Origin of the sequence: Maribacter sp. LLG6340-A2 (assembly GCF_045057105.1) — a bacterium.
GTDB lineage: Bacteria > Bacteroidota > Bacteroidia > Flavobacteriales > Flavobacteriaceae > Maribacter.
In genome coordinates, this window is sequence record NZ_CP159332.1 from 771156 (window position 1) to 789769 (window position 18614).

Genomic DNA, 18614 nt, shown 5'->3' on the forward strand with positions numbered 1-18614 from the left:
TTCTATTTTTGTTACCCACTATTTTATGCCCTAACACGCTTAGTATGAAAGCCATAATATTCTTTTTTTTGATCCTATTGTTCACCATACCATCGGTCACAGGACAAATAAAAATAGGAGACAATCCACAAAATATTGACCCGGCCTCTGTTTTAGAACTGGAAAGTTCCTCTAAAGTACTGGTCATTACACGTGTTACCACTGCAGAAATGGATGCCATTTTACCGCAACGGGGAGGAATTGTATATAATACCGATGCCGAATGTATTTTCTATTTTGATGGTGCTTCATGGATCAATTTATGTGATGCAATTGATTTTACGATTACCAACGAACCGATTGTAAACAATAGAAGTACCATTGCCATTACCCAAAGTAATGAGGGCTATAATCTGGAAGTGGCCAAGAACAGTATTTTAGGAAACAATATTGTTGACGGAGGTATAGGTGCCGTAGATATTGCGGACAACTCTATTACCCAAGATAAATTGGCCGAAAATTCCGTAGGATCTAGTGAACTACGTGAAAATTCCGTAGGATCCATAGAACTTAGGGAACGTAGCATACAAGCGGTGAACATAGCGGAACACACCCCGGGCCATATCTTGATTACCGATGAAAACGGCATTGTGGTATGGCAAGAGGCAGATGCCTTAAAAGGAGCCATTGCCGATGAATTTACCATTACCGGAGACGGTACCTTGGAAAATAGACTGGAACTATCCGAAGGCATACAGCTAAATATTTCCAATAATACCACCCTGATCGCAGACCATATTGTAGCGGATGAGGACACGGATGACACCAATGAACTTGTGGACTTGTCTTTTGATAAATTGACCAATACCTTGAGCATTAGCAAATCTGCAACGCCCAACGGTGGATCGGTAAATCTAGAGGCTGTAATAGGTTCTGATGACCAAGAACTTACCCTAAACAACAATATTTTAACCCTTGAAGCTGGTGGCGCTCCAATAGACCTGACCACCTATTTGGACAATACGGACGAACAGACATTGAGCATTAACGGCAATATACTTTCCATTACCGGTGGTAATGATATTACCCTGCCGGTAGGTGCTGCTGAGGTAGATGGGGATGTTAGGAACGAATTACAGGACTTGGCCTTTGATAATGCCACCAGTATCCTTACACTGACCAATCCGGGTACTCCGGGTAATCAGGTAAATCTTAGCGGTCTTGCCGGTGGTGGCATTACTTCCTTGAACAACGGATTTATTTTATTGGGTAATGGTGACGACGAACCTACGGAGGTTTCCATAGATGGTGATGCCACTATGAACAATATTGGTGAGCTGACTATAAAAGATGGGGTAATTACCCCAGCGAATATAGAGCCCCTAACCCCTACTCCTACAGCTAACCAAATGCTGATTACCAATACTGACGGGGTGGTGACTTGGGCTCCTGCAGGCTCAGGCACCAGCACATTGCCCAATGGAAATATTTTTATAGGTAACGATTTAAATACAGCAATACCGACTGTAGTACAAGGAGATGCCAGTTTAAGCAATAATGGTACGTTGACCCTTTTAAACAAAGTAGTGGAAGGTGCAAATATTGCGGATGAAACCATTGTATTAGAAAATCTAAATCAAAATGGTGCAACGAACGGACAAATTATTAAGTGGAATCAGGCCTTAAATGCAGGTGCAGGTGCTTGGACCGTGGCCAATGATTTAACCGATGGTACGGGTATACCCACATTGGCGAATGGCAATATGTTAATAGGTAATGACACAAACTTACCCACTGAAGTAACTATTAGCGGAGATGCAACTATTGCTGATACAGGTATATTAACCATAGCCGATGATGCCATAACCCTGGACAAATTAAGTAATATGGGGGCCGATGATGGTGAAGTTCTAAAATGGAACCAGGACAACGATACTTGGGAACTGGGAACGGACATCGGTACGGCATTTACCGCAGGTAACGGTTTGGCTCTGGATGATCAGAACGACCTTTCGGTCACTGTTGACGACACCACTATTGAAATTAACAACGACATACTCCGTATTAAAGATGATGCCGTTACACTGGACAAATTAAGTGATATGGGGGCCACCGCCAACGGACAGCTTCTAAAATGGGACCAGGACAACAATACTTGGGAACTTGGTACGGACATCGGTACGGCATTTACCGCAGGTAACGGTTTGGCTCTGGATGCTCAGAACGACCTTTCGGTCACTGTTGACGACACCACTATTGAAATTAACAACGACATACTCCGTATTAAAGATGATGCCGTCACTCTTGACAAGCTAAACCCGATGGGCGCCGATACCAACGGCCAACTATTGAAATGGAACCAGGACAACACCACTTGGGAGCTGGGAACCGACATCGGTACGGCATACACCGCTGCGGAAGGTTTGGCCCTCGATGCACAGAACAACCTTTCCGTTAGAGTTGACGATACCACTATTGAAATCGAAAACGACATACTCCAAATAAAACCGTCAACAATAAATAACCAATTTTTAAGAACAATTGGTGGCACCACCGTTTGGCAAAACTTAACTAACCCTTTAAATATAGGTTCAATTTTATTTTCAGATGGTGACGGAGGTGTAACCGAAAATAATGATCAACTATTTTGGGATAATAGTAATTCAAAACTTTATTTAGGCACCCAAATAGTAACAACAAACGATGTAAAATTAAATGTTGGTGGAACTACCAGAACACAGGGATTAAAAAATTCATCAGGTTCAGCAGGCAGTCCATCTTATCGGTTTACAAACAATGGGGATACCGGTATGTACTTAATTGATGAAGATGGCATATTGGGTTTTACCGCTAACAACAAAGAAGCAATAAGAATAGACGATTTACAAAATGTAGGTATTGGTCCTACCTTCGAGGAAAATGGAACTCCAATTGCAGCTAGACTACACGTAGACGGCGACATTAGAACTGAAGGAGCAATAACTGCATCCGGAGCAATAACTGGTGGCATTCCCGATTACGTTTTCCAAAAGTACTTTTTAGGCAATTCAATCTTAAACCCAAACTATGAGTTTAAAGATTTACTTGAAATTGAAAAATTTGTAAAACAATATAATCACCTTCCAGGTATACAATCAGCCTCTGCAATAAAAGAGCAAGGTTTTTGGGATTTAGGTGAAGCGTCAAGAATCAACCTAGAAAAAATAGAAGAGTTATTTTTACATACCATTGAGCAGGAAAAGAAAATTAAAGCATTAGAGGCATCAAACAAAAATATGGCTACCGAATTGCAAATACTCAAACAACAAATGGAAGAAATTAAAAACCTAATGTTAGCACAAAAGAAAGAATAATGCACAAAACACTTTCGCTTCTTTTTATTCTTTTGGCACTTTCGGTATCTGCCCAAACCGCCTTGTACAACAATGGCAACCTTCAAATACACGAAGGTGGGTCCATAGGTTTCCATACCAACCTTATCAACGCCTCACCAATGGATGGCAACTTAGGACTGGCCGGTTTTTACGGTACAGCGCCTTTACTAGTTTCGGGAGAATTTACCCCACAATTTCATGATGTGGAAATTGCATTGGAGAACGACCTTTTGCTGGCCTTAGGGGTCAACAATAGCAACAATACCAATTTTATACTGGGCAACGTACGTACGCCATTGAGCCAGCCTGAAATTTTTTATACGTTTTTAGATGATTCTTTTTATACGGGAGAAAACGATCTTTCTAAAATAGAGGGGTATGCCGCCATTACCAACAAACAGGAGTTTATGTTTCCTATTGGTGACAGAACGTATCTACGGCCCCTAATCATTAGGTCTTATAGCAACCATCTTTTTGCAAAGAGTGCTTATTTTTATGAGAATGCCAATAATCCGGATTCATTTTCGGGTTCATACAACACTTTTAATACGGCCTTGGATGTAGAGTTCGTCAGTAATCGGGAGTTTTGGCGTTTGGAAGGTAGCATTCCTACCACCGTTTCCCTTACTTACAATTCTCGTAGTGCCCTAGAAAACTTGACCGATGATGTCAATAAAATCATACCCGTAGGCTACAGCAAACTTTCGGGCAGATGGATCAACCTTGCTGGCAATGTTGCCACAGGTAACCTAACCGAAGGTATTGTAAGTACAGAGGAATTTGTTCCGGACGATTATGAACTATTGACCTTGGGGGTATCAAAAATTCCTTATGAACCCCTGTCCAAAGAGGTATTGAACCTGGACAATTACATTGTTTCGGCCAATGACGACGGCATTAACGATACTTTCTTTATTCCGGAAATTGTGGGTAAAGGCAATAATCTGGTTCAAATCTATGACCGTTACGGACTCAAGGTTTTTGAGTTTGTAAATTATACGGATGAATTTACAGGGTTTTCCAACTTGAACAATATTCCCCTGAATGCGGAAAAAGGACTACCGGCCGGTGTCTATTTTTATACCATAGCCCTCATCGATGAAAAATTAAATTACCAAGGATTTTTGTATTTGGCCCGATAGTTGAAATAACATATTCATGGTATTTTCTATGACCTTTTTTGCGTTAAAATTAGTTAGGTCATGTCTTAAAATCTTATTTTTAACTTATGAAGCGAAGAAATTTTATTCAAAAAAGCAGCTCTGCAGTACTTGCGGTTTCTTTATTCCCATCAATCTTTATTCCACAAGAGGACCAAGAGTTTTCAATAGATGAACTTATGGGGAAGGCAGATATTGAATTGTTCGGTAAAGGCATAAACCTTAGAAAAGAAGCACATGATGCTTTTTTGGAAATGAAAATGGCGGCCTATAATGCCGGGATTGATTTAAAGGTTGTTTCAAGTTATAGGGACTTTTCTCGTCAAGAAGCTATTTTTGAACGTAAATATATTACCTATACCGATGAAGGTATGGCCCCTTTGGATGCCATTGATAAAATTATAGAATATTCCACCATTCCCGGTACAAGTAGACACCACTGGGGAACTGATGTAGATATTGTAGATGGTTATCGTAAAGTAGAGGGAGATGTGTTGGTGCCCGGTAAGTTTGAAGCTGGCGGACCCTATGAGGACTTTAAATTATGGATGGACGAACATTCTGAAACCTATGGGTTTTATTTGGTCTATACCAAAGACCCTAAAAGAAGAGGGTTTAAATACGAACCATGGCATTATAGCTATGCCCCACTGTCCATACCAATGCTTGAACAATTTAGGAGCAAGAATATTGCCGCACTTTTGGCCAGAGAAGATTTTTATGGTACCGAACATTTTACAAAAGGCTTTCTACGATCATATATACAAAACAATATTTTAGATATAAATGAAGACCTTTTGTAGGCATTTTGTATTTTAGGCCCTGTATTAGAACACATTACCATGAACAGAGGAAGTTGGAAAATAAGAATATTCATAGGATTGGCCATTGTTGCCTTTGCTTTTATACAAAAGTGTAACAACACGGAAGAAAACCCTTATACCGGACGTTCGCAACATATTACCATGACCTCTGAGCAAGAAATTGCCATTGGACTACAGAGTGCCCCGGAAATGGCACAACAGCATGGCGGTCTTTATCCAGATGAACGCTTACAATCCTTTGTAGCCTCCGTAGGAAACAAATTGGTACAGAACAGCATTGCCAGGGAGACACCTTATCAATATAATTTCCATTTACTTGCAGATGACCAGACCATTAATGCCTTTGCTTTACCGGGCGGACAATGTTTTATTACCTATGCCCTTTTTTCCCAATTGAACGAGGCTCAACTTGCAGGAGTTCTTGGTCATGAAATTGGTCATGTAATTGGCAGACATTCCGCAGAACGTATTGCGGACAGCCAAACATGGCAAACCGCAACCATGGGCGCTACGGTAGGCGCCGGGGATATTGGCGGTATTGTAGGTAGTATTGGTCAGAACACCTTGTTGAAAAATGGTCGTGGAGATGAATTGGAAAGTGATGAATTAGGAGTTCTATTTATGATTCAATCTGGTTATGACCCCTACGAAATGATAAGGGTCATGGAAATATTAAAAGCTGCTGGCGGTCCCAACCGTGTACCTGAATTCCAAAGCACGCACCCAGATCCGGAAAACCGTATTGAAAAAATCAAAGAGGCCATAGACAAGTACAAAAACCAAGGTTAATCGATTATATTGGTCTTTTAACGTAGTGTACATTACCCCAAAGGGATTATTTTGTAACTTTGAGTAAGTCCCAAGCTTATTTTACCATATTGAATTGCCTTTATAGCTATGATATAATCATAGAAGAACACTATAATGGGAACAATTACACATTTTAAAAATATATACGTGCAGGCGTTTGAAAATTGCAAACCAGGTATTTTGGTTTCTATATTAAAAGTCTATTCGGTATTCTGTGCATTAATGCTTTTTATGGCAATGTATGCTTTTGTATATAGAGCCGCGAATGGTTTTGAATTTTAACGCTTTTACTCTTTTACTTGAACACTATTTGGAGTAGAAATTCATTTTATACAAAAAGGCTCGTTGAATTTCAACGAGCCTTTTATATTCCCAACACTAAAAATTTTAAGAATTCTCCTCTATTACAGATAAGACTTCCTTAGCATTGGACATTTTTGCGTAATCTTTAGCTGTATACCCGTTCTCACTCTTCATATTCAAATTGGCGCCATTTAGCAATAAAACCTTTAAAACTTCTACCCTATTATATCTTGCCGCAAACATGGCCGGTGTCATTCCCAAAGACTTTTCATTGGGTTTGTTACCTGTAGCAATTAAACTACGTACCTGATCCACATCTCCTTTCATGGCCGCTTTGCACAATGGACTAATATCATCATTTAAAACAATATGTTCATTGTTTAAGGAAATTTCCTTTGCGGTAGTGGCATATGATACAGAGAATGTCAATAGCCCCGCCAACACAAAAATTGAAATTAATTTTTTCATAATTATATTCTTTTAAATTGATTTAAATTATTGATATAATAAAATTACACTATATACAATGACAATAATTTAATTTAAGAAAGAAATAATAAATATTTAACATTGTTGAAATTTAGAGTTAACCTGCTTCCTGCTTTAGAAAACAAATCTAATTCAATGCTCAAATGATTTATTAAAAAAAGCCACCACATTATATGCGATGGCTACTGAAAATAAATATTAAACTTATTTAATATGCTTTAATTTCCTAGGGCCACTTCAATAAGTTGCAAAGCTTCATTTGCGTTAGAAAGTTCCGCATATTTTTTGGCGGTAAATCCTTGATTACTCACAGCCTTTACATCTGCGCCATGTTCAATTAGGAGAGACACTACCTCTACTTTGTTATAACGGGCCGCAAACATTAGCGGAGTCATTCCTAAAGATTTTTGGTTCACATCTTCGCCCATGGCAATCATTTTTTTAATCATTGCAATGTCACCTTTTATAATGGCTTTGCAAAAGGTACTCACTTCCACCGTGGTAGTAAAATGCGTGATTTTAGTAGTTGTAGATTTGTTAGATTCTTTAGCCAATACATTGGCCCCCATGGCAAAAATTACCACAGCGATTGTTAGCACTGTTTTTTTCATGATGATTGATTTTAATTGATGAATTGATTCTATTTAAGAGACGCTTACAACAGAAAAATGTTTCACTCTTTAACAGACTTATAACTAAACTTTAACAAAGGAGTCTAAATTTCCCATTGTTGTATTCATGGTAGTTGATATGAATAAAAGAAAATATTTAAATATTAAATAAAAGGTTTTATGGATTAAAACATCACCTAGAACAAACTGACATCTCATTTCTTTTTAAAATAGTTACAATTATAAAAAAGGCAGGGTATCTAGTAGCTTAACTAAGTAGAACATAGTATTTTTGCCACTTAAACCTAAGGAAAGATGAATAAGAAAGTAATCTTAATGATATTGGATGGTTGGGGAAAATCTCCTGACCCTGCAGTATCTGCAGTAGATAAAGCCAAAACACCGTTTATTGATAGTTTATATACTACATATCCAAATTCCAACTTACTAACAGACGGAATGAATGTTGGTTTACCTGAAGGACAAATGGGTAATAGTGAAGTAGGCCATATGAATTTGGGTGCAGGTAGAATTGTTTATCAGGACTTGGCCAAAATTAATAAAGCGGTTAAAGAGAATACCCTTAAGGATGAACAGGTTTTAAAAGATGCTTTCGAATATGCCAAGACCAATAACAAGAACGTACATTTTCTTGGATTGGTAAGTAACGGAGGAGTACATAGCCATACCAACCATATAAAAGGTCTTATTAATGCAGGTTACGCCTCTGGTGTAAAAAACATGTATATTCATGCCTTTACAGATGGTAGGGATGTAGACCCCAAAAGCGGAAAAGGGTTTTTAGAAGATTTAGTACAATTTTCTGTTGATAAGAATGCGCAATTGGCAACGGTTGTTGGAAGATATTATGCCATGGATCGTGATAAACGATGGGAACGCGTTAAAGAAGCTTATGACGTTATCGTTAATGCTCAAGGTGAAAAATCTACTGACATTGGTGCTAGCATTCAACATAGTTATGACAATGAAATAACAGATGAGTTTATAAAACCAATTGTAATGACAACCACAGATGGCACACCAATTGCCAGTGTAAAGGAAGATGATGTGGTTATCTTTTTCAATTTTAGAACAGACCGTGGCAGAGAACTTACTCAGGTACTTAGCCAAGAAGATATGCATGAACTAAATATGCATAAATTAAATCTTTACTATGTTACCTTGACCAATTATGACGAATCCTTTATTGGGGTTAAGGTGGTCTACAATAAAGATAATATCGTTGAAACCTTAGGTGAGGTATTGTCCAACGCAGGTAAAAAACAAATACGTATAGCCGAAACCGAGAAATACCCACATGTAACTTTTTTCTTCAATGGCGGAAGAGAAGTTCCTTTTGATGGAGAATCACGAATTTTATGTCCGTCCCCAAAAGTTGCTACCTACGACCTAAAACCGGAAATGAGCGCATATGAAATTAGGGACAAGATTATTCCTGAATTACAACAGGGAGATGTGGATTTTGTGTGTTTAAATTTTGCAAACCCAGATATGGTTGGTCATACCGGTGTAATGGAAGCGGCCATAAAAGCTTGTGAAACCGTTGACGAATGTGCCAAGGATGTCATTACAGCTGCACAAGAAAACGACTATTCCGTTTTGGTCATTGCTGATCACGGTAACTGCGAAACCATGATTAATGCTGACGGAAGCCCAAACACGGCACATACGACGAATCCGGTTCCTTTAATTCTGGTGGATAAGGATATTAAAAAAATAAATGATGGTGTATTGGGAGATATTGCCCCTACAATCTTAAAATTAATGGGCGTAGAAAAATCCAAGTATATGACCCAAAATTCATTGGTTTAAAAACTAGAGGTTTTCCCTACCACTTACATAGAGAATATGATTAAAATAAAAACAGCCGAAGAAATTGAACTAATGCGTGAGAGCGCCTTGATCGTTTCCAAAACATTGGGGATGCTTGCAGCAGAAGTTAAACCAGGTGTTACCACATTGCAATTAGATGCTTTAGCGGAAACCTTTATACGGGACCACGGTGCCGTTCCTGGTTTTCTTGGTCTATATGATTTTCCAAATTCTTTATGCATGAGTCCCAATGCCCAAGTGGTGCATGGAATCCCCAATGACAAGCCTTTGGTAGAAGGAGATATTATCTCTATAGATTGCGGAGCTCTTAAAAATGATTTTTACGGAGATCACGCCTATACCTTTGAAGTAGGAGAAGTTACCCCTGAAATCAAAAGATTGTTGGAGGTTACCAAACAATCCCTTTATGTAGGTATTCGCGAATTTAAATTAGGTAATAGAGTTGGGGATGTAGGCTATGCAATACAAAAATTTACGGAAGAACATGGTTACGGTGTGGTGCGTGAATTAGTGGGCCACGGTTTAGGAAGAAAAATGCATGAGGATCCTGAAATGCCCAATTACGGTAGACGTGGAAGAGGTAAAAAATTTGTTGAGGGAATGACGGTTGCCATTGAACCTATGACGAACATGGGCACAAAAAATATTAAGCAATTAAAAGATGGTTGGACCATTTTAACGGCAGATGGCAAACCTAGTGCACACTTTGAACATAACGTAGCCCTTGTTAATGGTAAACCTGAACTACTTTCTACATTTAAATATATATATGAAGCCCTAGGTATAGAAAGTAATGAAGAAGATGAATTTAGATCAACTTCTACCACAAATTAAATAAGGTTCATGAAAAAAATTTTTAAATTTTTTCTGAACCTTATTCCTAGACCAGTACTCATTTCTCTAAGTTATTTGGTTAAACCAATTTTTCAAGTTTACTATCGTGGTAATTCTTATGAGGACCCTATAGACGGTAAAAAGTTTCGTAGTTTTTTGCCCTACGGATATGAAAACCCTCGAGAAAATGTGCTCTCTCCCTCTACCCTTTCCTTAGAACGGCACCGTTTACTTTGGTTATTCCTGAAAAACGACACTGATTTTTTTTCCGCACCGTTACATGTTTTACACTTTGCACCAGAACAGGCATTTTATAAGCGTTTTAAAAATCTAAAGAACTTAAACTACGTTACTACAGATTTAAATAGCCCTTTGGCAGATGTTAAAGCGGATATTTGCAATTTGCCATTTAATGAAAATACGTTTGATGTCATCTTATGCAATCATGTACTTGAACATATACCTGATGACACCAAGGCCATGAAAGAACTATATCGTATATTAAAACCTGGTGGATGGGCTATTCTACAAGTACCACAAGAATTAAATCGCGAACATACATTTGAAGATCATACCATTGTAGATAAAGTTGAGCGTGCTAAAATTTTTGGTCAATATGACCATGTGCGCATTTATGGCAAGGATTATTTTAATAAGCTGAGAAGTGTAGGATTTACGGTAAAAGAAATTGACTACACCAGTAAATTATCACCTGATACCATTGATAGATATAGGCTGGCAAAAGGTGAAATTATACCTTTTGTCCACAAGTAATCATTGTACTACCACATCCTTAAATCCCTTTGTCAAGAATTCTTGGGTCTCTCCAAATTCATCCGAATAAATAATATAAGCCTCTAACGTTTCGTTGTCTGCAATTAATTTAAAGGCTTCATCTAATTCCATCGCCATAAAAGCGGTGGCATAGGCATCGGCAGTTGCACAATTTTCTGCCAAAATAGTTACCGCCAAAGTATTGGATATTTGAGTAAACCCTGTTTTTGGATTTACTGTATGAACATACTTTTTACCTGTGGCATCATCTATTCTAAATTTTCTATAATTACCAGATGAAGCTAAGGCACGGTCATTTAAATTAATCAATATCTTGATCTTTCTATCCATCATGGTTTCAGGATCATCAATACCTACAACCCAAGATTTTCCTTTTATAGCATTGTTACCTTTGGCAACGAGCTCACCACCTACTTCAATTAAGTAATTAGGTATACCTTTTGCATCTAACATACTTGCAAGACGGTCTATAGAATAACCTTTAGCTATGGCATTAAAGTCTATATATACATTGGGCGCTGTTTTTATCACTTGATTATTAGCGTTTAAGGACACTTTATCAAAACCTACATATTGTAACAAACTATCTACTTTGGTGCTATCCATTGATATTTTACGCTCAGGACCAAAACCCCAAGCATTAACCAATGTACCCACGGTAGGATCAAAAAAACCATCCGTATCCGCATGAATATTCTTGGCCATCTTAAAAACTTCTTGAAACATGTGATCAACAATTACTGTAGAATCTCCATTGTTAATTCTTGAAATATCCGAATTGGGCATATATGTGGATAATGAGTGATTGATTACCTTAAAAACGGAATCAATTTCACTTTGCACATTCATTTCTTCGTCAGCTATAACCACAATATTATAGGTGGTCCCTAAGGCTGCACCAGAATAATCACTTCTATAATAATCCTCCTTTTTACACGACTGTAATACAACCAATATAATTAATACTACTAAAAATCCTTTCCTCATATTTCTACCAATCCGTCAAAATCAACAATATATTCCTCGTTTAAATACACCGGTAAGTTGTGATCGGCGGCATTCACCAAACCTACACCGGCATAAAATGTTCTAGCTTCAAATTTTAGCGCATGATCCTTCATTTTTTTAAGGTCGGACATAAAGAAATCCATATCCTTGGGGTCTGCAGGATATTCTATAGCTTTTACAACCACAAAACGCATCTTTTTATCCTTGATACATACAAATTGAGGATTCTTGCGAAGCTCACTGTTTACTGCCAAGAATTCAAAACCATCTTCTTCTAGTTTTTTGCCCACAATATTCATGGCCAAATTATGTAGTTCCTGCTCTGTTAAAACGTGCATTTAATTCTTTTTACAAAAAAAACCGATATAAAGTATATCGGTTATGTTATTGATTATTAGTTAGTTAAAACTATCCACCAAAATCATCGAATCGTATATGTTCATCTGGAATACCAAAATCTTCTCCCATTTTCTGAACAGCCTTGTTCATTAATGGAGGTCCACAGAAATACAACTCTATATCCTCTGGCGATTCATGATGGCTTAAATAATGATCTATAACGCAATTATGTATAAAGCCTACAAAACCATCACCTGGAGCATCTATGTTTTCTTTTACTTTCCAATTATCTTCCTCTAAAGGTTCAGACAAGGCTAAGTAAAATTTAAAATTTGGAAATTCTTCCTCTAATTTATAAAAGTGATCCAAGTAGAATAATTCTCTCTTAGAACGACCACCGTACCAATACGTAACTTTTCTTTTTGTCTTTAAGGTTTTGAATAGATGGTACAAGTGAGAACGCATGGGCGCCATACCTGCTCCACCACCTACATAAAGCATTTCTGAATCTGATTCATTAATAAAGAACTCTCCGTAAGGTCCTGAAATTGTACACTCATCACCTGGCTTTAAATTAAAAATATAGGAAGATGCTACACCAGGGTTGACATCCATCCATCCATTTTTAGCTCGATCCCAAGGTGGTGTGGCAATACGTACATTCAACATGATCTCTCTACCTTCTGCAGGGAAAGATGCCATTGAGTATGCTCTTTCAACCGTCTCTGGATTCTTCATAACCAAAGGCCATAGGTTGAACTTATCCCACTCTGCTTGAAACTTATCTGGAGTTTCATGTTCCTCAGGGTGTGCGGTAATATCAATATCCGAATACTTAACCTCACACTCAGGAATTTCAATTTGAATATAACCCCCTGCCTTGTAGCCCATATCCTCAGGGATTTCAACTACAAATTCTTTAATAAAAGAAGCTACATTATAATTACGCACCACTTTTGCAGGCCATTTCTTAATACCGAATACTTCCTCTGGTATTGTAATTTCCATGTCTTGCTTTACCTTAACCTGACAGGCCAAACGAGCTCCATGGTTCAATTCTTTTTTGGAGAAATGAGGAGTTTCGGTAGGTAAGGCTTCACCTCCACCGGATAAAACATGACATTCACATTGAATACAGGTTCCACCACCACCACACGCAGATGGCAAAAAGACCTTTTGGTTACCCAAGGTAGACAATAATGATCCCCCAGAGGCAACTTCAATTTTCTTCTCTCCGTTTATAGTAATGGTCACAGGACCTGATGGAGATAATTTTTGTTTTGTAAACAGAAGTAATGCTACCAATACCATTAAAAGTATTAGAAATGCAACAACGGTTATCAGTATAGTTCCGCCAGTACTTGTAGCTAAAATCATATTTATTTTTTTACGTCGTTATAAGAAATGACCTTTTCGTCAACTTCAGTTTTCTTTTCTACTATTTCTTCTTTAGGCTCAACTACTTCCAATTGTTGAACTTTGTTCACTTGCTGATCCGCCTCTTCCGCTTCTTCACCACCGCCGGTCAACATACCTCCAAAGCTTTGAAAGCCTATACCCATTAAACCAGTAATGATAAAGGTTATTCCCAATCCTCTTAAAGGAGCGGGTACATTACTATATCTAATTTTCTCACGTATTGCCGCAATGGCCAAAATGGCCAAAAACCAACCAATTCCAGAGCTAACTCCGTAATTAAAAGCTAGACCTAAGGTTTCAATCTCTCTTGCTTGCATAAACAACGACCCCCCTAAAATAGCACAGTTTACTGCAATTAACGGTAAAAATATACCCAGTGAATTGTACAAAGAAGGTGAGAATTTTTCAACAACGATTTCAACCAATTGAACCATAGTTGCAATGGTTGCAATAAATAGAATAAAAGATAAAAAGCTAAGGTTATATTCCGCATACTCCGGACCTAACCACACCAATGCCCCATCTTGTAATAAGTATTTATCCAATAACCAGTTTAATGGTACCGTAACCGCTAATACAAATATAACAGCAGCACCTAAACCAACTGCAGTAGCCACTTTTTTGGATACCGCCAAATAAGAACACATCCCTAGGAACACGGCAAACACCATGTTGTCAATAAAGATGGACTTAAAAAATAATTCTACATGTTCTAACATAATCTCTACTTAAATGTCCGTTTAATTCTCTTCTACAAGTGCAGGATTCCTTGAACGTTGAACCCAAATTATTATACCAACTACGATCAATGCAGCCGGAGGAATAATCATAAAGCCATTGTTTTCATACCCTGTAGCATATAATCCTGTTTTAGCTATTGGATCTCCAAGTACAGGAATACCAAATAACGTACCTGACCCAAGCAGTTCCCTAAAGAACCCAACAATCACCAAGATAACACCGTAACCAAGTGAGTTACCTATACCATCTAAAAATGAACGCCATGGTCCATTTGCCAAAGCAAATGCCTCAAAACGACCCATAATGATACAGTTGGTAATAATTAGACCAACAAATACGGCCAAGGTCTTACTCAACTCATAAGCAAAGGCCTTTAAGACTTGATCAACGATAATTACCAATGTTGCCACAACGATCAGTTGCACGATAATTCTAATTTTTGACGGTATAATATTTCTCATTAGGGAGATAACTACGTTACCCGCACCTAACACGAACATTACCGATATTGCCATTACCAATGACGCCTTTAACTCTGCCGTAATAGCCAAGGCGGAACATATACCTAGTACCTGTATGGTAATAGGGTTGTTATCCGCAAGCGGATCCGTAATTAGATTGGTATCTTTTTTTGAGAGTAGTGCCATATTACTTTGCTCTAATTGTTTCTAAATAAGGTTTGTATAACTTAACGGTTTCCTTGATCATTGCAGATACACCGTTCCCTGTAATAGTAGCACCTGCCAAGGCGTCTACTTCATTATCATCTTTTGTATTGTTCAATGGATCATTGTTGCCTTTAGCAACATCTATACCTGCATATTGTGTTCCTTTTAATATGGTTTCCCCTTTAAAGTCATCCATAAAATAGCGCATTTTAATATTTGCACCTAAACCTGGGGTCTCCCCTTTGTGGTCAAAATAAACACCTTGGACAGTCATTGTATTATCTAAGGCTATAAAGCCCCAAATAGCATCCCAAAGACCTTTTCCGTACATAGGAATGATATAGAATTTCTTTCCATCCTTTTCTCCTATGAATACGGGCAACTTATAATCTTCGCCTTTTTTGATATTGGCCAATTGTTTTTTGAGATCAATTAAATATGCTTCGTCATCTTGGGAAATCTTATCTCCTTGAATGACCAACTGCTCCTTGATATAAGCGGCGAACTCATCTTCAACTACATCCGTAGGAATGAAATTAACACTACCAGCGTCATCTCCATTTTCATTTACACCCATTGCATAAAGAATGTTCTGTTGTTTTTCAAAACGCTCATTCTCTTTGATATTTGGACGTAATGCCGATGCCAAGAAAGCTAGAATCGACCCAACTACCACAACCATAACGGCTGCAAAAATTACGGTATAACTATTTTTATCTGTATTAACTGCCATAATTAAACTGTTTCAGCTTTAAGTTCCTCTGCTTTACCATCTGAATCTTTTGGATAGATCGTAGCATTTTTTAATCTGTTCATTCTTCTCTTAATATTACCCCTAACCACATAATGGTCAATAGTAGGCGCAAATACGTTCATCAACAAAATCGCTAAGAATACACCTTCTGGGTACGCAGGGTTGAATACACGGATCATTACAGAAATGAATCCTATAAAGAAACCATAGTACCATTTACCCTTATTGGTCTGGGAACCTGTTACGGGATCGGTAGCCATGTAGACAATACCGAATGCCAAACCACCTACGATTAAATGTTTCCAGAAATCAAAACTCATTAAACCATAGAACTTGCTTGATTCGCCTATCCAACCAAAATCAACTACTTGGTTAAATATTAAGCCCATTACCAATGAACCGATTACAGCACTTAGCATGATTCTCCAGCTAGCAATCTTAGTAAAGATTAAGAATAACCCTCCTAAAAGGATTAAGAACGCCGATGTTTCACCAACAGAGCCTGGAATAAATCCAAAGAACATATCTGAAACAGAATATGACATCTCAGCTCCTTTGTTTTGCGCTAAAAACCCAAGTATAGTTTCACCTGAGTAGGCATCAACATTTGTAGCACCTGCCAAAATTTCTTCTGAACGCTCTCTAGCACCGTAAACCCAAACTTTATCACCACTCATCCAAGTAGGATAAGCGAAGAACAAAAATGCTCTAATGGTTAAAGCAGGATTAAGAATATTCATACCTGTACCGCCAAATACTTCTTTACCGATAACAACACCGAACACTACGGCGACTGCCAACATCCAAAGCGGAGTATCTATAGGTACGATCAATGGCACCAACATACCGGTAACCAAATACCCCTCTTCCACTTCATGACCTTTGATAACGGCAAAAATAAATTCCACAATTAGACCTACAGCATAAGAAACCACCACTAATGGCAACACCTTAATAATACCGATCCAAAAGTTATCCCAGGTAAGAAAATCGTTCATTAAAGAAAATTCTGCAGGAAAGCCATTGATTGCAGAATAATACTGATAACCTGCGTTGAACATAGAAAATATCAACACTGGTACCAGTGCCATAATTACCGTATTCATGGTACGCTTTAAATCATCGGCCGCCTTTACATGTGTACCACCTGCATGGGTAGTTTCATCTGGCGAAAACAAAAAAGTATGAAAGGCATTAAAGGCAGGAGCCATTTTCTTACCCTGATACTTCAGTTTAAGTTCGTGTAATTTGCTTTTTAAACTCATTTCTTATCCTATTTCTTTTTGCAATAAATCTAAGCCCTCACGAATAATTTTCTGGTGCGGTTGTTTAGAAATACATATAAACTCAGTTAACGAAAAATCTTCTGGAGCCACTTCGTACAAACCTAATTGCTCCATTTCATCCAAATCTTTAACCATACACGCCTTTAATAGCTGCATTGGAAAAATATCCATTGGAAAAACTTTTTCATATTGTCCCGTTACCACAAAAGCTCTATGCTCACCATTGGTATTGGTATCTAAATCATACTTTTTATTGGGTTGCAACCAAGAGAACGTTAGCGCCCTTGTAGCGGAAATTTTATCGAATACCGGTTTGTTCCAACCAAATAATTCATAATCATCACCTTCAGGTATTACGGTAACCGTATTATTGTAAGACCCTAAATATCCATCTGGCCTACTTTTAGAGCCTGTTAAAACATCTCCGTTAATGACACGAAAATTCTCCTCGTTTACGCCACTGGCATATAAAAAGGTAGAAATTTCAGCACCAATTTTGGTTTCGTAATATTTTGGAGCTTTAACGGATGAACCTACAAGTGCAACAATACGTTCCGCATTATATTTTCCCGTTAACAAATATTCCCCAATAATTATGAGGTCTTGAGGAGATACGGTCCATACCAATTCCCCTTTATTTATAGGATCAATCCTATTAATTTGAGTTCCGACCAATCCTGCCGGATGCGGGCCGGATACTTTGTGCAATGCTACCCCTTGCAATGAAGATAAAGGCGATGTACCTTTAGCGTCTACCGACACATGTATTTTACCGGGCGTTAATTTACCCAATGCGGTAATTGCCGCCTGTAATTCTTTTTCCTTACCCTGCAATACGTAATCTACATTTGCCTGTAAGGGAGCACTGGCATACCCTGACACAAAAATAGATTTTGGCGTGGTATCCGGATTTGCTATTACATCATAAGGACGTTGCTTAATAAATGGCCAACAACCACCTTTTAACAATGAAGCCTTAATTTCTGCCTTAGATGCCTTTTCAACATCCATTGCAGAACCCGTTACGGATTCCTGCGTTTTATCAGCCAAAATTTTCAATGTTAAAATGCGTCTTCTATCCCCTCTTTCAATCTCAATAAGCTCACCACTTACCGGAGAAACAAAAAGCATTTCCTCTATATTTTTATTATAGAACAACGGCTCACCGGCTTTGACCTCGGCACCTTGCTTTACCAACATCTTAGGGGTAATACCATGAAAATCGCTAAGCTGAATTGCGTAAACATTACTAAGAACAGCTTTTGAAGTTGACTGTTCTGCGGCGCCCACCAGGTTAATATTGAGCCCTTTTTTAATTCGTATGTCTTTGGACATTTGCGTGTAGACCTTTAGGTTAACAAAATTT

The 18614-nt window shown here is 38.0% G+C and carries 18 protein-coding genes; 8 read left to right on the plus strand and 10 right to left on the minus strand.

Annotated features, from left to right (window positions below; genetic code table 11):
* The first annotated feature begins 44 nt into the window (after window positions 1-44).
* The 5 genes from ABVM52_RS03145 to ABVM52_RS03165 all read left to right on the plus strand — a co-directional run bounded on the left by ABVM52_RS03145 (window position 45) and on the right by ABVM52_RS03165 (window position 6429).
* Window positions 45-3332, plus strand: a complete 3288-nt coding sequence (locus tag ABVM52_RS03145; RefSeq protein WP_405383635.1) for a beta strand repeat-containing protein — start codon at window positions 45-47, stop codon at window positions 3330-3332.
* Window positions 3332-4495, plus strand: a complete 1164-nt coding sequence (locus ABVM52_RS03150) for a gliding motility-associated C-terminal domain-containing protein (protein ID WP_405383637.1) — start codon at window positions 3332-3334, stop codon at window positions 4493-4495. The genes ABVM52_RS03145 and ABVM52_RS03150 overlap by 1 nt, the downstream gene beginning before the upstream one ends.
* 86 nt (window positions 4496-4581) lie before the next feature.
* Window positions 4582-5316: a M15 family metallopeptidase gene (locus ABVM52_RS03155; RefSeq protein ID WP_405383639.1), complete on the plus strand. Its 735-nt coding sequence runs from the start codon at window positions 4582-4584 to the stop codon at window positions 5314-5316.
* 39 nt (window positions 5317-5355) lie between these two features.
* Window positions 5356-6126: a M48 family metalloprotease gene (locus tag ABVM52_RS03160; protein WP_405383641.1), complete on the plus strand. Its 771-nt coding sequence runs from the start codon at window positions 5356-5358 to the stop codon at window positions 6124-6126.
* Window positions 6127-6261: 135 nt separating this feature from the next.
* Window positions 6262-6429, plus strand: coding sequence for a DUF6747 family protein (locus ABVM52_RS03165; RefSeq protein WP_405383643.1), 168 nt, complete (start codon window positions 6262-6264; stop codon window positions 6427-6429).
* 105 nt (window positions 6430-6534) lie between these two features.
* Here ABVM52_RS03165 and ABVM52_RS03170 read toward each other — a convergent pair whose 3' ends face one another.
* Together ABVM52_RS03170 and ABVM52_RS03175 are read right to left on the minus strand one after the other, a co-directional pair.
* On the minus strand, window positions 6535-6918 hold the full coding sequence (locus tag ABVM52_RS03170) for an ankyrin repeat domain-containing protein (protein ID WP_405383645.1): 384 nt from the start codon (window positions 6916-6918) through the stop codon (window positions 6535-6537).
* A 239-nt stretch (window positions 6919-7157) separates the two neighbouring features.
* The gene (locus ABVM52_RS03175; RefSeq protein ID WP_405383647.1) at window positions 7158-7550 is read right to left on the minus strand and encodes an ankyrin repeat domain-containing protein; all 393 of its coding nucleotides are present in this window, start codon (window positions 7548-7550) and stop codon (window positions 7158-7160) included.
* Window positions 7551-7865: 315 nt separating this feature from the next.
* Between ABVM52_RS03175 and gpmI the strand changes: the two genes are divergently transcribed.
* From gpmI to ABVM52_RS03190, 3 genes are read left to right on the plus strand one after another with little or no spacing between them, the layout of a single operon-like run.
* The gene (gene gpmI, locus ABVM52_RS03180; protein WP_405383649.1) at window positions 7866-9383 is read left to right on the plus strand and encodes a 2,3-bisphosphoglycerate-independent phosphoglycerate mutase; all 1518 of its coding nucleotides are present in this window, start codon (window positions 7866-7868) and stop codon (window positions 9381-9383) included.
* A 36-nt stretch (window positions 9384-9419) separates the two neighbouring features.
* Window positions 9420-10238, plus strand: a complete 819-nt coding sequence (gene map / locus ABVM52_RS03185; RefSeq protein WP_405383651.1) for a type I methionyl aminopeptidase — start codon at window positions 9420-9422, stop codon at window positions 10236-10238.
* Between the two features lie 9 nt (window positions 10239-10247).
* Entirely contained in the window at window positions 10248-11012 is a 765-nt protein-coding gene (locus ABVM52_RS03190; RefSeq protein ID WP_405383653.1) for a class I SAM-dependent methyltransferase, read from the plus strand.
* Here the strand turns inward: ABVM52_RS03190 and ABVM52_RS03195 are convergent, their stop codons facing one another.
* From ABVM52_RS03195 to ABVM52_RS03230, 8 genes are all read right to left on the minus strand, one after another.
* A complete protein-coding gene (locus ABVM52_RS03195; protein WP_405383655.1) occupies window positions 11013-12020 on the minus strand; it encodes an FAD:protein FMN transferase in 1008 nt (335 codons plus the stop codon). It abuts the gene before it with no gap.
* Entirely contained in the window at window positions 12017-12379 is a 363-nt protein-coding gene (locus tag ABVM52_RS03200) for a Na(+)-translocating NADH-quinone reductase subunit F (RefSeq protein WP_405383657.1), read from the minus strand. Before ABVM52_RS03200 ends, ABVM52_RS03195 begins: the two co-directional genes overlap by 4 nt.
* Window positions 12380-12449: 70 nt before the next feature.
* On the minus strand, window positions 12450-13757 hold the full coding sequence (gene nqrF, locus ABVM52_RS03205; RefSeq protein WP_405383659.1) for an NADH:ubiquinone reductase (Na(+)-transporting) subunit F: 1308 nt from the start codon (window positions 13755-13757) through the stop codon (window positions 12450-12452).
* Window positions 13758-13759: 2 nt separating this feature from the next.
* On the minus strand, window positions 13760-14518 hold the full coding sequence (gene nqrE / locus ABVM52_RS03210; protein WP_405383661.1) for an NADH:ubiquinone reductase (Na(+)-transporting) subunit E: 759 nt from the start codon (window positions 14516-14518) through the stop codon (window positions 13760-13762).
* Window positions 14519-14539: 21 nt separating this feature from the next.
* The gene (locus ABVM52_RS03215) at window positions 14540-15187 is read right to left on the minus strand and encodes an NADH:ubiquinone reductase (Na(+)-transporting) subunit D (RefSeq protein ID WP_089262251.1); all 648 of its coding nucleotides are present in this window, start codon (window positions 15185-15187) and stop codon (window positions 14540-14542) included.
* Between the two features lies 1 nt (window position 15188).
* Window positions 15189-15941 carry a Na(+)-translocating NADH-quinone reductase subunit C gene (locus ABVM52_RS03220; protein WP_405383663.1) on the minus strand — a complete coding sequence of 251 codons (753 nt, stop codon included), beginning with the start codon at window positions 15939-15941 and terminating at the stop codon, window positions 15189-15191.
* A 2-nt stretch (window positions 15942-15943) separates the two neighbouring features.
* A complete protein-coding gene (locus ABVM52_RS03225; protein WP_116770016.1) occupies window positions 15944-17227 on the minus strand; it encodes an NADH:ubiquinone reductase (Na(+)-transporting) subunit B in 1284 nt (427 codons plus the stop codon).
* A 3-nt stretch (window positions 17228-17230) separates the two neighbouring features.
* Window positions 17231-18583, minus strand: a complete 1353-nt coding sequence (locus ABVM52_RS03230) for a Na(+)-translocating NADH-quinone reductase subunit A (protein ID WP_405383666.1) — start codon at window positions 18581-18583, stop codon at window positions 17231-17233.
* Between the last annotated feature and the right edge of the window lie 31 nt (window positions 18584-18614).

What these genes read in the sequence shown, in the direction of transcription:
- ABVM52_RS03150 (WP_405383637.1), top strand. Translation starts at nt 3,332, where the DNA reads ATGCACAAAACACTTTCGCTTCTTTTTATTCTTTTGGCACTTTCGGTA.
- ABVM52_RS03200 (WP_405383657.1), bottom strand. Translation starts at nt 12,379, where the DNA reads ATGCACGTTTTAACAGAGCAGGAACTACATAATTTGGCCATGAATATT.
- ABVM52_RS03215 (WP_089262251.1), bottom strand. Translation starts at nt 15,187, where the DNA reads ATGGCACTACTCTCAAAAAAAGATACCAATCTAATTACGGATCCGCTT.
- map (WP_405383651.1), top strand. Translation starts at nt 9,420, where the DNA reads ATGATTAAAATAAAAACAGCCGAAGAAATTGAACTAATGCGTGAGAGC.
- ABVM52_RS03195 (WP_405383655.1), bottom strand. Translation starts at nt 12,020, where the DNA reads ATGAGGAAAGGATTTTTAGTAGTATTAATTATATTGGTTGTATTACAG.
- ABVM52_RS03165 (WP_405383643.1), top strand. Translation starts at nt 6,262, where the DNA reads ATGGGAACAATTACACATTTTAAAAATATATACGTGCAGGCGTTTGAA.
- ABVM52_RS03230 (WP_405383666.1), bottom strand. Translation starts at nt 18,583, where the DNA reads ATGTCCAAAGACATACGAATTAAAAAAGGGCTCAATATTAACCTGGTG.
- nqrE (WP_405383661.1), bottom strand. Translation starts at nt 14,518, where the DNA reads ATGTTAGAACATGTAGAATTATTTTTTAAGTCCATCTTTATTGACAAC.
- nqrF (WP_405383659.1), bottom strand. Translation starts at nt 13,757, where the DNA reads ATGATTTTAGCTACAAGTACTGGCGGAACTATACTGATAACCGTTGTT.
- ABVM52_RS03155 (WP_405383639.1), top strand. Translation starts at nt 4,582, where the DNA reads ATGAAGCGAAGAAATTTTATTCAAAAAAGCAGCTCTGCAGTACTTGCG.
- ABVM52_RS03225 (WP_116770016.1), bottom strand. Translation starts at nt 17,227, where the DNA reads ATGAGTTTAAAAAGCAAATTACACGAACTTAAACTGAAGTATCAGGGT.
- ABVM52_RS03220 (WP_405383663.1), bottom strand. Translation starts at nt 15,941, where the DNA reads ATGGCAGTTAATACAGATAAAAATAGTTATACCGTAATTTTTGCAGCC.
- ABVM52_RS03145 (WP_405383635.1), top strand. Translation starts at nt 45, where the DNA reads ATGAAAGCCATAATATTCTTTTTTTTGATCCTATTGTTCACCATACCA.
- gpmI (WP_405383649.1), top strand. Translation starts at nt 7,866, where the DNA reads ATGAATAAGAAAGTAATCTTAATGATATTGGATGGTTGGGGAAAATCT.
- ABVM52_RS03175 (WP_405383647.1), bottom strand. Translation starts at nt 7,550, where the DNA reads ATGAAAAAAACAGTGCTAACAATCGCTGTGGTAATTTTTGCCATGGGG.
- ABVM52_RS03190 (WP_405383653.1), top strand. Translation starts at nt 10,248, where the DNA reads ATGAAAAAAATTTTTAAATTTTTTCTGAACCTTATTCCTAGACCAGTA.
- ABVM52_RS03170 (WP_405383645.1), bottom strand. Translation starts at nt 6,918, where the DNA reads ATGAAAAAATTAATTTCAATTTTTGTGTTGGCGGGGCTATTGACATTC.
- ABVM52_RS03160 (WP_405383641.1), top strand. Translation starts at nt 5,356, where the DNA reads ATGAACAGAGGAAGTTGGAAAATAAGAATATTCATAGGATTGGCCATT.